Below are 15,046 nucleotides of genomic sequence, written 5' to 3' on the forward strand. Positions count from 1 at the left end.
AGAAGTAATTCTTTAGTTCACTACATTTTCCGCTGGTGACGGCGGGATATTTTTTGGTTAAAAGATATCTGAACAAGTATCTAACTCAGTGCGATTTGATTGGTTTAAAATAATTTGCGAGATTACAGGTGCCCTCTTTTCAGTTCTTATTTTGTTCAATAACTTGGTTTAACTCTTCCAATACTGAATCAAGATCCTTCATCTTTACTTGTTGTGCTGTCCAGTATAAAAGTTTGACAACAGATCTATAAGAATAAAACTGCAATAACTCTTGAAATGAAGCTTCCTCTATTCTTTCAGTATCCATAAGTTTAAAAATCTTTTCTGTAAATAGTTTTTTGATCTCATTGCTAATTGAAATAATTTCTCCTATTTGGGTATTTCGGTTTATTTTTAAAAACGTATTTTTATCAATATCTATATGTACATGTGATCCGAGTCGTATGTCCCGGCTGGAAGATCCTATAAGAATTTCGTATTCTCCCGAGTCAATTATCCATTCTTTCTTTTTAACAGAGTAAAAGCTGAATGTTTCACTATCTAGGGTGAATTTTACATTTTTACTCTCACCAGGTTCTAAATTAATCTTACAAAACTTTTTTAATTCTTTTACCGGCCGTTCCGGAAATGATTTCCGACTGTTTATATACAGTTGAATGATTTCACTCCCGTAGGTATCACTTGAGTTTTTCACATAGAAAGAAACCTCTATTTTACTTTCTTCATGAAGAGTGTTGGAAGATAAAGAGATATTCTCATAAGCAAAAGAAGAGTAACTTAGTCCATGACCAAAGGGAAAAAGAACATCTTTATCAAATTTGTCATACCATCTGTACCCCACATAGAATCTCTCACCGTAATATACTTTATCATTTGTTCCCGGAAAATTTATAAATGAGGGAGTGTCTTCCAATTTCAATGGAAAACTTTCAGATAATTTACCCGAAGGATTAACTTTCCCTGTGAGAATATCTGCGATTGCTCCACCAACAGTTTCACCCAGAAGTCCACCGTATAATAAAGCCCGGCTATCTTTGCTGATCCTCTCCAGTTCTACAGCGCTTCCCGAAAGCACGACTACAGCACAATTTTCTTGAACCGATGAAATAGCTCGTACCAAAGCTTCATGCCCTTTGGGGAGTTTCATATGTTTCCGGTCACGGCCTTCTGTTTCGTAGGATTCAGGTAGACCAATAAATATTACAGCCAGATCACTTTCTGAAGCCAGTGATGCAGCCATATCCAGCTTTTCCCGGCTTGTGTTTCCATCAACATCATAACCTGAAGCATAGTCAACTTTAGCCCAGGAACAGCTTCGTGTAATTTCTTCTAAAGGAGTCTCTACGGCAAAACTGTTAACGTGAGAACTACCTCCTCCCTGGTGACGGGGGTGCTGAGCCATATATCCGGCAACTGTAATTTTTTTATACTTTTCAGTAATCGGCAGCAAACGGTCATTTTTTAAAAGAACAACACAATCAGCAGCTATCTGCCGGGCAATATTGTGATGTTCCTCCCTGTCGAATTCCTTTTTGGCTGATTGATTTACATGACATTTTTCAGTCAGTGAGAACAGCCTGGATACAGACTTATCTACTATTTTCTCACTGAGAAACCCATCTTCCACCTGATTGATAACTTCTGTATCAAAAGCGTAACATGGACCGGGCATCTGAAGATCTACACCGGCAGTCAGAGATAAGACTTTATCATTAACAGCTGCCCAGTCGGAAATGACAACTCCATCAAAGCCCCAGGTTTTTCTTAAAATATCATCAAGAAGATATGTATTTTCAGCGACCTGGACTCCGTTAAGACGATTGTAGGAACACATGATACTCCAAGGCTTAGCATTCTCAACTATGATTTTAAAAGGGAGGAGGTAAATTTCATGAAGTGTTTGTTCATCGACTTCGGCACTGATTGTGAATCTCTCTGTCTCCTGATTATTACAGGCAAAATGTTTTACACAGGCTCCGATCCCCTCCCTTTGAAGCCCATTGATATAAGCTGCTCCCAGATAACCGGCAAGGACAGGATCTTCAGAAAAATATTCAAAATTCCGACCACAGAGAGGTGATCGTTTAATATTGACTCCCGGACCGAGTAGTATATCAATAGAGGCCTCGCGGCATTCAGCCGCAAGAGTTTTGCCAAGTAATTCAAGAAGACTCCGGTCCCAACTCGAAGCCAGAGAACATGCTGCAGGATAGCAGATTGACTTGTGTGCAACTGTATCGGTTGGAGTATCCATTTCCTTTTCTATTCGCAGGCCATGAGGTCCATCGGCCATAAATACAGACTCAATACCCAATTCGGGATATTCATTTGTCTGCCACCTGTTTTTTCCCGAAGTGTACTTTACTTTGTCTTTAATATTCATCTGCCCTGTTTTATTTTCCATTTGCAAATTATCCCTTATATCAATTAATAGCTATATTATCCTGTCTGATCGGGTAAAGACCTTTATCCGGGCTCCATGCAAAACCTTCAAAAACTGTTTCATTACCCCATTGCTCAAAATAGAGTTCATCCCAATTGATTTCATCTGTACATAATGCACTTGGAACCATTGGAATAAGAGATCCGGATTTTACAAATAAAGGCATATTCAGTTTTCCACCTTTTGCTTTAATCCATTGTCCACCCTGATATGATTTACCGCTTTGAAAATCTATCCAGACACCTTGGGGAAGATAGACTTCTCTCTCATATTCATCCGCTTGAAAGAGAGGCGCTGCCATAAAAGAGGAGCCGCAAAGAAACTGATTTTCAATGAACCAGCCAGTTCTATCTTCCGGGAATTCAAAAAATAAAGTACGGATAAATGGATACCCTTTTAGAGATGATAGGGCTGATTGAGCCAATATGTATGGTAAAAGACGATATCGCAGGGAAACAGTTTCACGGAAAAAATCATTAAAATCAGACGAATAAGCCCAGGGTTCTTTTGGTGGAGCCCCATGACAACGGCTATGGCTTGAAAAAATCCCGAAGGGAAGCCACCGTCTATAGAGCTCTTCAGGGCTTTTTTTGACAAACCCTCCAATATCATGACTCCAGAATGAAAATCCGCTTAATCCCAGAGATAGACCTGCTCTCAATGATGCGGCCATGGCGGAATCACTGTTTTCAGCATCTCCGCCCCAGTGAACTGGATATCTCTGGCTGCCTGCCCATGCACTGCGTCCCCAGATGATTCCTTCAGCTCTGGTATTTTCTGTAATTTCAAAAACAGCCTTATTATACAGAAGGGGATACCGGTTGTGCTCCTGCATTCCGCTCAAACCTGATTTATAACAACCATTGAGTGGTGCCGCTTCTCCAAAGTCGGCTTTAATAGCGGAAACTCCTTGTTTCAGTAGTTTCTGAAGTAGTTTTTGATACCATTGAACAGCTTCAGGATTAGTAAAATCAATGATGGCATCTCCTGAAGGCAAGCCTTTTTTTCTATTAAAAATAACAAATCCCGAATTTATTGCATCCTTAAATAGAGGATTATTGGGAGTGAAATAAGGAAGCTGCCAGAGACTGACTCTGAAGCCGGACTGATTCAGATCGGCAATCATTTTTTCCGGATCATCAAATCGATTTTCTGAAAAATGATAATCACAATTCCACTCTTTCTCAAACCAGCCGGTATCAATATGTATCACATCACAGGGGATTTTCTCTTCCCTGAGTTTCTCAGCGACCTCACGGACTTCCTTTTCCGAGGAATAGGTAATTCTACTCATCCATAATCCGAAAGACCACAGCGGAGGCAGAGGAGAGCGCCCTGTCAGTGTCGTATACTCCTCAAGAATATCTTTTGGTGTTCCGGCAAAAAGGAAAAGATCCAGCTCGTTATCTGAGTTATATAAACCCAGAGTTCCATCATTGGATGCACCGAAATCAAAAACAACCGGCGATGTGGTATGCATAAACGCTCCCCAGCCATTACTGCTCTGAAAAAATGGGACCGGTTTGTAATAGGCATTCCGTTGACAGCCATTGGCATCTTCGCACCATAGCACACATTTTTGACCCCTCTTGTTGAGCCTGGTAAAGGATTCTCCGGTACCGAAAAAGGCTTCATCAGGATTAATGGAAAATGCGGCACATCCCGTTCTGCTCCAATCTTCTGTATTCTCTACAATGCTGAATAACGGGGTATCAGAGTTCCTCAGACTATTTTGAGTATGAGTATGAATGCTGGAAGTCAGCAATTTCCCTTTCTCGTCAAATAAATATATTCTGAAAGGATTCCGGTCAATTTTCAGAGTTATCTTCTCTGTACTGAATACAATTGAATCTTCATTTTCCTCAGTCTTAACATCTCTAAATATATTTCCCCTGAAATCATTATCATAAGGAGGGACCAACATACCAAGGTCCTCATTATTTGTCTCAAGCCCTTCTACCAATCTTATACGGAGCCTCAATGTCCTGGCAGAGGTAAAATCAACACTAAGCAGTAAATGAGGTTCTTCTTCATAGTCAGGAGGGAAACTCCAGGACTGAGAAGGTTCAAACACAGAACCGGCCTGATTGAAGGCAAATCGGATCTTTCTGACATTTCTTTTCCATTTCAAGATTCCGCTGTTGTTCAGGGGGTTCCAGCTTACTAATTCATCAGCCAGAAAGTATGTAGCATTATCACTCAGGAAATTGTTACTTATATCGATAGATTCATTCAAAATAGACATATTAATTATTCCTTTACTGATCCAAGAGTCATTCCGGATATAAAATACCTTTGTAGATAGGGGTATATAAGTAAAATGGGCACCATAGAAATAAAGACCTGGGCTGCTTTAAAGTTTTTATCTGAAAGATATTTCAGGTTCTCCACATCATCAAAGGTCAAATTTCCAGAAAGTGCTGAGGGTAATAAGATCTGCCGCAGATAAGTCTGAAGTGGCCATTTGGTACTGTCATTTATATAGATTAATCCCGAAAACCACTCATTCCAATGTCCGATTATGGAAAACAGAGCCAAAGTTGCAATTGATGCTTTAGAAATCGGAAGGTAAATCTTCCATAAAACAGTAAGATGGCCTGCACCTTCAATCTGAGCGGCTTCCGTAAGGCTTTTGGGAATACCGCGGAAAAAGTTCATTAGAATAATTATGCTGAACATGGGAACTGCTGTAGGAAGAATCAATGACCAGAAAGAATCAATAAGACCAAGATTCCGCACCTGCAGATAAGTGGGAATCAAGCCCCCGGAAAAAAGCATTGGAATGAAAACCAGCCAGGCAAAAAAGTTTCGTCCTTTCATCTCCCTGTTTTCCTTGGCAAGAGGATAGGCGGTCAGGCAGATAAAGAATAAATTAACAAACAGTCCGGCAAAAACCCTCAGCCCGGCTATTCCGAAACTCTTCAAAAACAATGGAGTATTTAAAACCTTCGAATACGCTCGAACGTGAAATCCCACGGGTAGAAATCTCACCATATTTGCAGCAGATGCCGACTTATTACTGAATGACACTGCCAGAATATGAATTATTGGCAATATGCAGCTCAGCGCCAGAAGCGCTAGAAAAAGATAGTTTAATATATCGAAAATTATTGATGAAACAGCTTTGCTTTTTATCATCATAATCAGGCTCCTTAAATGGTATTAAAAAATACGGTAATTGGCAAATTTATAAGCCAGCCGATATGAAATGGAAATCAATAAAAATGAAACAACTGATTTGGCCAGGCCCACAGCTGTAGAAAGGCTGAACTGTGCGTTCACAAGACCCATTCGGTAAACAAAAGTGTCAATTATATCGCCGCTTTCATAGACAACTTCGTTATACAGAACAAAGATCTGCTCGAAACCGGCATTGAGCACATTGCCCAGGCTGAGTGTGGCAAGCAGAACAATTGTAGAAGCGATGCTGGGTATGGTAATGTAAAATATCTGTTGAATTCTGTTGGCCCCGTCAATAGAGGAGGACTCATACAGGTTCGGATTTATGTTTGAAATGGCCGCCAGATAGATAATGGCTCCCCAACCAAAACTTTTCCAGACTTCAAGTGTGATCATAGTTTCTCGGAATAGGCTATTATCAGCTAAAAAAAAGATCGGTTCCTTTAATCCAATCCATAGAAGAAACTGATTGATAAGTCCATCGAGAGATAGAATATCTACAAATATCCCCCCGATAATGACCCATGAGAAAAAATAGGGTAGATATACTGCAGTTTGAATTATTTTCTTATATTTCTTCTTATGGATTTCATTGAGCATAAGAGCAAAAAAAATAGAAAACATTGTTGTGCTTATAATTTTCCCGACAGCAATTACTATGGTACTAATACTTATCTGAATAAAATCAGGCATATCAAGAAGATAGCGGTACCATTTTAATCCGACCCATGGAGATCCTGTGAATCCATGTACAGGCATATAATCCTGAAAGGATATTATTATCCCGTACATAGGAATATAGTTAAATAAAATGAGCATGATAACAGCCGGCAATATCATAAGATAAAGAGGGCTGTTCCTATGGAAAACTCCTTTCTTAAAAAGTTCGCCAGCTGAAAGAGAATTCTGTTTTTTCATGGAAAATAAACTCCTAAAGAACACAACAGGGAGATCGGGAGATCTCCCTGTGATAAACTACTCAACTGTAAAATGAATTATTTACTATTATTCCATTCATTGACTTCAGTAGTTATCTGACTGCCTCCGGCCTTATTCCACTCTTCGATAAATGTATCAAAAGAGCTCAGCGGCAGAGCACCAGTAATGATTTTTGTGAAATACTCTTCTTCAATCTTGTCAAGATACGCTCTCTTATCAATCATCGTGTCTGTAGGCACAGTCGTAAACTCATTGAAGATAATGATATCGGAGTTTTTGATAAAATCGTAGTTTTCAACATTCTTTACATGGGCATTCATTTTATTGGAAGGCGTTGAAAAATACTTTTCATAGTCGATGTAATCAGGCTTGCTCAAAGATTCCAGGTTATCATTTCTATAGGCTTCACCTGTCACGACATATCTTGAAAATAGATCAAATGGTCCTTCATTGTATTTAAAACCAAATGAGAGATGTACAGGGTTTTCGACAAAGGTATTCCAGAATTTATCGGGTCCTTCAATTTTGTAGTTCCATTTTTGATCTTTGGGATCGGCATCGGGGTTAACAGGAGAAGTCCATTCTTCATAGCCATACTTGAAATCATATCCCAGCGCTGCCATCTGCTCTCTAAGTTCTTTATTATATCTGAAATGGGAATCCAGTTCCTCATTAAGCAGATATATCAGAGCCTCAGGGTTTTTACAGGAGCTGCTTATAGCTCTACCGGAGTTGAAATATCCATTGCTTATATCATGCATGATACTCTGCTGCCCATCAGGTCCTATCAAAGGAAGTAGGGGAGTCATCTCTGCAGTGGGAACATTGGTCCACATGTCCGGGAAAGGCCATAAGACATACCACCAGTTGCCGTATACAGAAAGACCATTACCCGCAAGCAGGGGTTCCCTGTTTTTAGTATCGTCTTTAATAAAATACTCTTTGTCAAAATATCCGAGTTGATACCATCGGCTTAAAGTTTCAAGAGCATTTTTCATTTCAGGCTGGATACTTCCGTAAGCGAGATTTCCCGCTGAATCTTTTATCCATTTATACTGGAATGCTCCATAAGCTTCCATAATAGGAATCATTCCATTGGAATCTCCCGCATTGCTTATAAAACCCACGCCGTCAGGATATGTATTCTTATATTTCTCCAATACGGTTTCAAATTCAGCTATAGTCTCAGGAGCATCCAGATTCATCTCATCAAGAATATCCTGTCTCATCCATAAAGTTTTCCAGTTTGCAGCAAAAATATCTGATGCTTCGGGAAAAGCATAAATTTTTCCGTCTACTGTAAACAGGGAAAAGAAATTATCATCCAAAGCATCCTGATACATTTTAATCATTGCTTTTGTCAAAGGAGAACCGTATTCTTCTATTAAATCATCTAATGGAAGAAGTATTCCAGAATTAACCATTCTTGAAAAAAGATCTCCAGCTTCAATACTTACAATATCAGGCAAATCATTACTTGCCATTGCCAGTGTAAGTTTTTGCCTTTCTGTATCTGCATCCGGAGCCAGCCATTTCAACTCATAATTAATTCCCAAAGTTTCACTAGCCCACTTCGTATAGGGATTGTTGATAAAGTCAACTTCCGAACGGGCTATTCTATTACCAGTCAGTGTTATTGCAGGTTCATATTTATACAGGTACCCTTCACCGACTCTTTCATCGATCTTGTTCTGTTCTGATTCCTGAGACCCACCAGCACTTAATGCGAAAGAGATGATCATCAGAAAACTAAACAAAAATGTTACTTTTTTCATATACAGTTCCTCCTAAGAAATATCTGTTATAAGAGTAATCTGGAGATTCCCATAAGAAAATGCTCATAATCGATATAACATGCTCTCATCCCAGAAAATGACAAATCCCTTTAAGAATTGTGTATCTGATAGTTTTTCGGACTGATACCCTTAATCTTTTTAAACATTCTACTAAAATGATACGGACTACTGTATCCGACCTTGTATGCTATATCATATATGCGGGCTGATGGATCTTTAAGCATCTGTGCAGCGAATTCAATCCTCCGCTGGATTATATAACTTTGCAGGTTTACATTATCAGAATCACGGAATAAATGAGATAAATAATCGGGATGTATTTGAAGATGATCGGCAATATCCTGGATCGAATAATTTTCATTTAAATGTGTTTCAATATATTTTTTTGCCTTTATTACCATTTTATGAGGTAGAACACTTTTCCGCTCCCACGCGCCAGACAGAATAATCTTCTCAGAAGTTTCAGATCGGGGTAATGCTGCTTTTTCCATAATCCTGATATAGAAATCTCCGGATTCTTTGAAAGCATGAATTGGTGTAAAAATAGAAATTTCTGAATTGTCATTTTCATTTCCGGGAAATAGTAAATCACATATTTTTTCAAGGCTTTTCAATACATCATCAGCCAGCAGCTTATTGGGAAATAAAGCAACAAGCATTGATGTGTTATCGACTGGTAGATTCAGATATAACATATGATATTCTTCTTCATATGTTTTCAGTACATTAGACATTATCCACTGAAGGTCAGGCAGATTGCTATATTTGCAACTTATGTAGACTTGGAACATAAAAATATCTTCGTTCAAATATGAAATAATTGTTTTGAGAATCTCCCATTGATTCTGATTTATTTCCTCATCATTGATAATATAATTTTTCAAAAGATTTCTCTGGATCATCGGCAATAGCAACTCCAGTTTCTGCTCAGCATTCTGAATGAGCTCTATTCGCTGAATCTGCCGATCCTGATCGATGATTGCCTCTTGAACTGATTCCCTTATTTCACTATAAGGACAGGGCTTCGATAAAAACCGGAATACATTGTATTTCATTGCCTCTTGAGCATAACTGAATAAATCATACCCCGAAAGAATTATCAGACGGCAGAGAGGCAGCTTCTCCTTAACAATTTTTGCCAGAGACAGTCCATCAAGCAGGGGCATTCTAATATCAGAGACTATGATATCAATTCTCTGCTTTTGCAGAATTAGATAAGCTTCTTCTCCATTATACGCTTCAATAACTTCAGTAATCCCTAATGATGGCCAGTCAATTTCCTCAGAAAGGCCCTGTATAACTGTAGGTTCATCATCAATCAGCATTATAGTCTTCATAGTAAAATATCCTTTTGATTTTCCAGTTTTTCAGGAAACGTAACAGAGACTGTAATACCCCGCATATCATTGACTTCGAGCCTGATAGATGAACTGCTACCGTAGCGAAACAATAATCTCTGTAATGGATTCTTCAGGCCGCAGCCTTCAAGGAGCTCTGGATTATTACTTAGTTTCATATTCAGTTCATCCATTTTTACAGGATCCATTCCTGCTCCCGAATCGGCTATTGTGATCACTATATTCTTTTCAACTTTCTTTGCTGTAATCGAGACAATCATGGAATCAGATGAATTATCAAGTCCGTATACTATTGAATTCTCGACTATTGGCTGAAGCAGCAATCTGGGTACCGGAAGATGCATTAGCTGTTCATCGATGTTCTCTTCATATCTGAAACGATCGGGATGCCGCAGAGAAAAGAGTTTGATATAATTGTGAAGGTTTTCCAATTCCAATTTCAATGGAACAAGTGAGTCTTTGGGCTTGGTCACACTTTTAAAATATTTACTCAAGGATATGGCCATTTCAGCGGCTTTCTCATTTTCCCCTGCTATGCTTACCTGGTAGATAAAATACAGGTTATTGTATAAAAAATGAGGATTGATCTGCGCCTGTAAAAAACGCAATTCAGCTTCCTGGGAACGGAGACTCTCAAGTCTGACTTCATTCATAAGAAGGTTTATACGGGCAGCCATGGAATTAAACTTGTTTAAGATATAATCCAGCTCATTGATATGATGCCCCTGAATCACGACTTCAAAATTTCCCGATTCGACAGAAGACATCCCTGTATACAAATTTTGAAGGGGGTTTGTAATCCAGCGATAGAGTAGGAGGAATATTGAAGTAAACAGAATCATTGCCAGAGTAAAAAGAATAACGAGCAATCTATTATTTTTTTTGACAGGCATCATAATTGAATCATCTGGAAAAACTAAGCCCAGTGACAATCCCTCAGTCAATGGAGTGTACATAATTCTTAACTTCTTATTTTTCAGTAAAAGAAGTCCTTCCTGATTGATCTTTATTTCTTCCTGGGAAATCAAATATTTATAAGAGGTATCGCGGCTGAATATCGTCCGCCCCTCTTTATCAAGTATAAACGCAATACCTTTGTTTCTAATATTGAGAGCTTCAAGCTGCTTATGAAGGGCATCCCTCCCTATACTGATTAACACGGAAACCTGTCGCTCGGGATATTCTCCATCGTGAACAATAAAATAAGAAAGCCGGTCTCCCATAGCAGAATAGTCAATCATCCAATGACGATTGCGCTTGTAAAGTGGATCCATAAGATCCGGACTCATTGAAATTACATTTTCATGAGAAGAAAGGCCCTTGTTCTTACTTCCTAGAAATAGAGTAAAACGGGCATCCAGTTCATTCAGAGCGGAATAAACCTGCAGGTTCTTGAGAATCTCTCTGTATTCCCACAAATCTTCCGGACCCTGATTGGTTGAATTATAGTTCATGTCATAACACAGTGATCCTGCAAATCTATTCAAATTATCCAGTTGGATCTCCAGTACACTGGCCATTTTGTTCAATGAATCCTTATGATATTCCTCTGCATCGGAGATAGAGATACGTATAACACCTGTGTATAAAGAAAAAGCTAGAATGGCAAAAAAAACCATTAATATAATAAAGCTGGAAGCAAAAAATATTTTTATAGACATTTCGATAGAACCCTATCTAACTAGTTGGATTACTGAATTCAATAAATGATAATTCAAATATCAATTGACATATTATCCTCAACCCACAGTTCGTCCAGTCGCAGGATTATTTTCAGCTTAATTAGTTTACTCTCATATTCAATAGGCGTCATTCTTTTTAATATTTCCTCTTTTATTAATAATCCCTGGCAATAGAGGAGTAATAGAAATAGTATATAATTAAGTCAAATTGGAGTTAATATGAAAAAGTTTTTACCATTGTTTCTTGCAATAGTTCTCAGTTCTTGTTTGAGTACTGGAATTGAAAAAGTTGAGATAGAATTACCAGTAGGGGAATCAACGATAACACTTCCCAGTGGAGCAAAAGGAACAATTCTTATTGCGGACAATCAGGCTGCACCCTTTGTCATTATGTATCATGGATACGCCAGTACTAAAGATGAAGTCGGTAACATGTTTAAAGATGAAGCGGCAAAATTACAGACAATGGGAATAAGTTCTCTACGTATTGGATACCGTGGTTGGGATGGACCTGAATATGATGAGGCCTTTCTTACTGTTCATACGATGATGGACGACAGTCAGGAAGCCCTGGATTATGTTCAGTCTCTTCCCTATGCAGATAACCGTAGAATAGGTCTTTTGGGATTTAGTATGGGTGGTGGAGTTGTACAGTATATTTCAGGAAACAATGCTAAGGAAATCGCTGCTGTGACAACCTGGTCCAGTAGTCTCGGATATTCTACTCTTCTAGAAGCGGATGCTAAAGCCACAGCTATGGCAGAGGGAAAAGTTGAACTTGATCTTGGATGGAGAACAATAACCCACAGCAAAGAATTTGTTGAATCCCTGGATGAATATGACCCTCTGGAAACATCAAAAAAATATAAGAAAGCGTTCTTGATTGTAGATGGAACTGATGATTATCTCCATGCAAATACAGCAATCTTAAGTGAGACTCATTCACAGGCTGAAGTATATGAAGTAAAAGGTGCCGACCACATTTATCACGTTTTATCAGGAGATAATACTCTCTCCAATATGGCGATAGATAAAACAGCAGATTGGTTTAAAGCAAATCTCTATGATGTAAGATAGATCTCCCGGAGTTGATTATCAATAATGGGAGGTTTTTACCTTTTTGGAATACCTGTGAAATCCATGCTATCTACCTTTACAATCATGATCAGATAATAATCCTTCTCCTTTCACCAGTTCATCTCTGCCGGCTTTCCAGCCGAAGACGATCAACAGGACTAGAAAGAGAATCAGTATCTGGATCGAAATAGTCCAGGAACCGGACCTGTCAAAAATAAATCCCAGAAAGAACGGGCCTATGGCAGCCAGCAGGTAACCGGCGGACTGGGCCATACCGGAGAGCTCAGCAGTCTTTCCGGCACTGGGAGTACGTAGGGAGATGAAGGTGATGGCAAGACTGATGCTTCCCCCCATGCCGATCCCGATAAACACTACTGCAGTAATAATCGACAGGGCCGATTCTGAGATTAATAGCAGGATCATTCCCATGAGATATATGAGGGACGAGCTTGTTGTTATCGCTCTTTGATCTTTGAATCTATCTGCGATAATAGGCATGATCAGGGTAGCGGGGAGACCGATAAGCTGAAAAAGAAGAGCCATCATACCTGAGAATTCGACAGTCATTCCTCTGGATGCCACAATGGACGGTAACCAGGCCACAAGACAGTAGAACAGCAGCGATTGGGTCCCCATAAACAGGGTGACCCACCAGGCAAGGGAGGATTTCCATATGGAACTTCTCTCAGTCCTTTTTTGATGAGTTTGATCGGCCTGGAAACCCGCGGGCTTTTTAACTTGAGGTAGCCATATAAAGACAGTTAACAGGGTGAGGATTGTCCATATTGCCAGGGTATGCCTCCAGCCAAAACCGGAACCTATGGCCAGAGGAACGCTTACACCTGCTCCCAGGGCGGCAAATATGCACATGCTGGTTGTGTATACGCTGGTCACAATCCCTACATTCTTTGAGAATTTCAACTTAATGATACTGGGGATCAATACATTCCCTATGGCGATCCCCATACCTATAAGTGCAGTCCCCATAAACAGTCCGATAGAATCAGTGTAGGATCTGATAAGTTCTCCTGCCAATATCAGAAAAAGCCCGGTCAACATGGTTAAGCCATATCCGAGACGGGAACTTATCCTTGATACGAGGGGCGAAAACAGGGCAAAGGCAATGAGGGGGAGGGTCGTAATAATCCCAGCCGAACCATTGGAGAGATCAAACTGTTTTTTGATCAGATCGATAATGGGTCCGACGGCTGTGATCGGGGCTCTCAGGTTGAAGGAGATAAAGATGATTCCTATAAGGATGGATAAGTTCATTTTCTTGTTCATATACTCTTTGCCTCTGTTCCTACAAATTTAGCAGTTCAATAATCGTTAATTCCGCTTTTATACAATCCTGTTCCTGAATGGCAGCAAAGAGTTTTCTGTGAAGAAAATCAACCACATCACCCTCCAGTTTCTCAAGCTCCACCTTCTGCCTGATGGTTCTGCCTATATAGGCGGAAATATGCTTGTACAGGTCATAGAAAAGGCTGTTGTGGGAGGCTCGGGCGATTGTCATATGAAATTCGATGTCCGCATCGGTATTCTCTTTGGCGGATAAGCTGATGGCCTCTCTTTTATGGAGAGCCTTTTTCATCTCCGCGAGATCAGAATCAGTTCGCCTCTCTGCTGCCAGTCTTACGATATCCTTTTCGAGGCACAACCTGATTTCATACACCTCATTCATAGCCGATAAACTCAGTCGTTTCAGGATATTGGCTTCAAAGGGGCCTGAAGCGAGGACATAGGTACCGTCTCCCTGACGGGCTTCCAGTACGCCGGCGTGGATCAGAGACTGTATAGCCTCACGAATTGTATTCCTACTCACTCCAAAGGATTTGACCAGTTCCGGTTCCGCAGGAATCTTACTCCCCAGCAGTAGTGTCCCTGTCCTAATCTCTTTTTCAATCTCATCAGCGATCTGTTTCGGCAGTGACAGTCTAATCGGTTTCGTGACATCCATTTTTATACCTCCAAACATCGGATGTTTAAACTATCCAGATCTTATTCTTCTGTCAATCCCACTATGGAAAAGGAGCTTATCCGTGAGCTGGAAGAGTTCAAGAAAGAGAAGGAGCGTGTTAAACAGATCCCTGAGAATCCGGGAGGTTCACAGTCCAGCCGCAGGGAGAAGATTATCAATATTGGATTTATCTTAGTTGTTCTCTCCCTTTTCATCATGGAGATAACAACTCACTTCCAGTTCTGGATTCACAACTCCATCGAGAGACATACTGAAGAGACAATCGTCAACTCCCGGAGTTTCCATAGATAGAGGATAAATTTTCCAACTGATTCAGGGCTGCTTTTAATTGATATTTTTTAATACTCTGTTTGAGCTCATTCATATGTTGCCTCATGTTCTCTGGAATCGAAAAATCTTCCAGTTCTTCTAATATCGTAAGGCATTTTTGGGGTCGTCGTTTTTTTAGCTGTTCTTTCATAGGCTCCAGATGACTTAACAGTTTTTCGGGAGAGATTATTCTGTACGAAGGGGCGTTCCTTTCTGACTCTTCCAGTCCGCTTTCCTCAATATTTTTCACAATTGTCATCAATCTGGCTGAAAAATCTTCA

12 protein-coding genes are annotated in these 15,046 nt (G+C 39.8%); 2 read left to right on the top strand and 10 right to left on the bottom strand.

The window, feature by feature from the left end:
• Nucleotides 1-139: 139 nt before the first annotated feature.
• The 7 genes from DV872_RS02185 to DV872_RS02215 all read right to left on the bottom strand — a co-directional run bounded on the left by DV872_RS02185 (nt 140) and on the right by DV872_RS02215 (nt 11,377).
• Entirely contained in the window at nt 140-2,404 is a 2,265-nt protein-coding gene (locus tag DV872_RS02185; RefSeq protein ID WP_114628206.1) for a glycoside hydrolase family 3 protein, read from the bottom strand.
• A gap of 19 nt (nt 2,405-2,423) precedes the next feature.
• Nucleotides 2,424-4,688 (bottom strand): alpha-xylosidase, encoded by a 2,265-nt coding sequence (locus DV872_RS02190; RefSeq protein ID WP_114628207.1) that lies wholly within the window; start codon nt 4,686-4,688, stop codon nt 2,424-2,426.
• A 5-nt stretch (nt 4,689-4,693) separates the two neighbouring features.
• On the bottom strand, nt 4,694-5,584 hold the full coding sequence (locus DV872_RS02195) for a carbohydrate ABC transporter permease (protein ID WP_199563415.1): 891 nt from the start codon (nt 5,582-5,584) through the stop codon (nt 4,694-4,696).
• Between the two features lie 21 nt (nt 5,585-5,605).
• The gene (locus DV872_RS02200; protein ID WP_114628208.1) at nt 5,606-6,541 is read right to left on the bottom strand and encodes a sugar ABC transporter permease; all 936 of its coding nucleotides are present in this window, start codon (nt 6,539-6,541) and stop codon (nt 5,606-5,608) included.
• 77 nt (nt 6,542-6,618) lie between these two features.
• A complete protein-coding gene (locus tag DV872_RS02205) occupies nt 6,619-8,337 on the bottom strand; it encodes an extracellular solute-binding protein (RefSeq protein WP_114628209.1) in 1,719 nt (572 codons plus the stop codon).
• Nucleotides 8,338-8,447: 110 nt separating this feature from the next.
• On the bottom strand, nt 8,448-9,695 hold the full coding sequence (locus DV872_RS02210; protein ID WP_114628210.1) for a response regulator: 1,248 nt from the start codon (nt 9,693-9,695) through the stop codon (nt 8,448-8,450).
• Nucleotides 9,692-11,377 (bottom strand): sensor histidine kinase, encoded by a 1,686-nt coding sequence (locus DV872_RS02215; protein ID WP_114628211.1) that lies wholly within the window; start codon nt 11,375-11,377, stop codon nt 9,692-9,694. The genes DV872_RS02210 and DV872_RS02215 overlap by 4 nt, the downstream gene beginning before the upstream one ends.
• Nucleotides 11,378-11,617: 240 nt before the next feature.
• On the opposite strand from DV872_RS02215, the gene DV872_RS02220 reads away from it, so the two are divergent.
• Entirely contained in the window at nt 11,618-12,475 is an 858-nt protein-coding gene (locus DV872_RS02220; RefSeq protein ID WP_114628212.1) for an alpha/beta hydrolase, read from the top strand.
• Nucleotides 12,476-12,541: 66 nt separating this feature from the next.
• Here DV872_RS02220 and DV872_RS02225 read toward each other — a convergent pair whose 3' ends face one another.
• Together DV872_RS02225 and DV872_RS02230 are read right to left on the bottom strand one after the other, a co-directional pair.
• Nucleotides 12,542-13,759 (bottom strand): MFS transporter, encoded by a 1,218-nt coding sequence (locus tag DV872_RS02225; RefSeq protein WP_114628213.1) that lies wholly within the window; start codon nt 13,757-13,759, stop codon nt 12,542-12,544.
• 19 nt (nt 13,760-13,778) lie between these two features.
• Nucleotides 13,779-14,435: a FadR/GntR family transcriptional regulator gene (locus tag DV872_RS02230; RefSeq protein ID WP_114628214.1), complete on the bottom strand. Its 657-nt coding sequence runs from the start codon at nt 14,433-14,435 to the stop codon at nt 13,779-13,781.
• Between the two features lie 63 nt (nt 14,436-14,498).
• Between DV872_RS02230 and DV872_RS02235 the strand changes: the two genes are divergently transcribed.
• A complete protein-coding gene (locus DV872_RS02235) occupies nt 14,499-14,747 on the top strand; it encodes a hypothetical protein (protein WP_171832037.1) in 249 nt (82 codons plus the stop codon).
• On the opposite strand, the gene DV872_RS26445 is transcribed toward DV872_RS02235, so the two are convergent.
• On the bottom strand, nt 14,722-15,015 hold the full coding sequence (locus DV872_RS26445; RefSeq protein WP_158546787.1) for a hypothetical protein: 294 nt from the start codon (nt 15,013-15,015) through the stop codon (nt 14,722-14,724). The two genes, DV872_RS02235 and DV872_RS26445, sit on opposite strands and share 26 nt — an antisense overlap.
• Nucleotides 15,016-15,046 lie beyond the last annotated feature (31 nt).

The sequence above is a fragment of the Oceanispirochaeta sp. M1 genome, assembly GCF_003346715.1.
GTDB lineage: Bacteria > Spirochaetota > Spirochaetia > DSM-2461 > DSM-2461 > Oceanispirochaeta.

Coding starts and splice junctions, on each gene's coding strand:
- DV872_RS02185 (WP_114628206.1), bottom strand. CDS start 2,404: ATGGAAAATAAAACAGGGCAGATGAATATTAAAGACAAAGTAAAGTAC.
- DV872_RS02190 (WP_114628207.1), bottom strand. CDS start 4,688: ATGTCTATTTTGAATGAATCTATCGATATAAGTAACAATTTCCTGAGT.
- DV872_RS02195 (WP_199563415.1), bottom strand. CDS start 5,584: ATGATGATAAAAAGCAAAGCTGTTTCATCAATAATTTTCGATATATTA.
- DV872_RS02200 (WP_114628208.1), bottom strand. CDS start 6,541: ATGAAAAAACAGAATTCTCTTTCAGCTGGCGAACTTTTTAAGAAAGGA.
- DV872_RS02205 (WP_114628209.1), bottom strand. CDS start 8,337: ATGAAAAAAGTAACATTTTTGTTTAGTTTTCTGATGATCATCTCTTTC.
- DV872_RS02210 (WP_114628210.1), bottom strand. CDS start 9,695: ATGAAGACTATAATGCTGATTGATGATGAACCTACAGTTATACAGGGC.
- DV872_RS02215 (WP_114628211.1), bottom strand. CDS start 11,377: ATGTCTATAAAAATATTTTTTGCTTCCAGCTTTATTATATTAATGGTT.
- DV872_RS02220 (WP_114628212.1), top strand. CDS start 11,618: ATGAAAAAGTTTTTACCATTGTTTCTTGCAATAGTTCTCAGTTCTTGT.
- DV872_RS02225 (WP_114628213.1), bottom strand. CDS start 13,759: ATGAACAAGAAAATGAACTTATCCATCCTTATAGGAATCATCTTTATC.
- DV872_RS02230 (WP_114628214.1), bottom strand. CDS start 14,435: ATGGATGTCACGAAACCGATTAGACTGTCACTGCCGAAACAGATCGCT.
- DV872_RS02235 (WP_171832037.1), top strand. CDS start 14,499: ATGGAAAAGGAGCTTATCCGTGAGCTGGAAGAGTTCAAGAAAGAGAAG.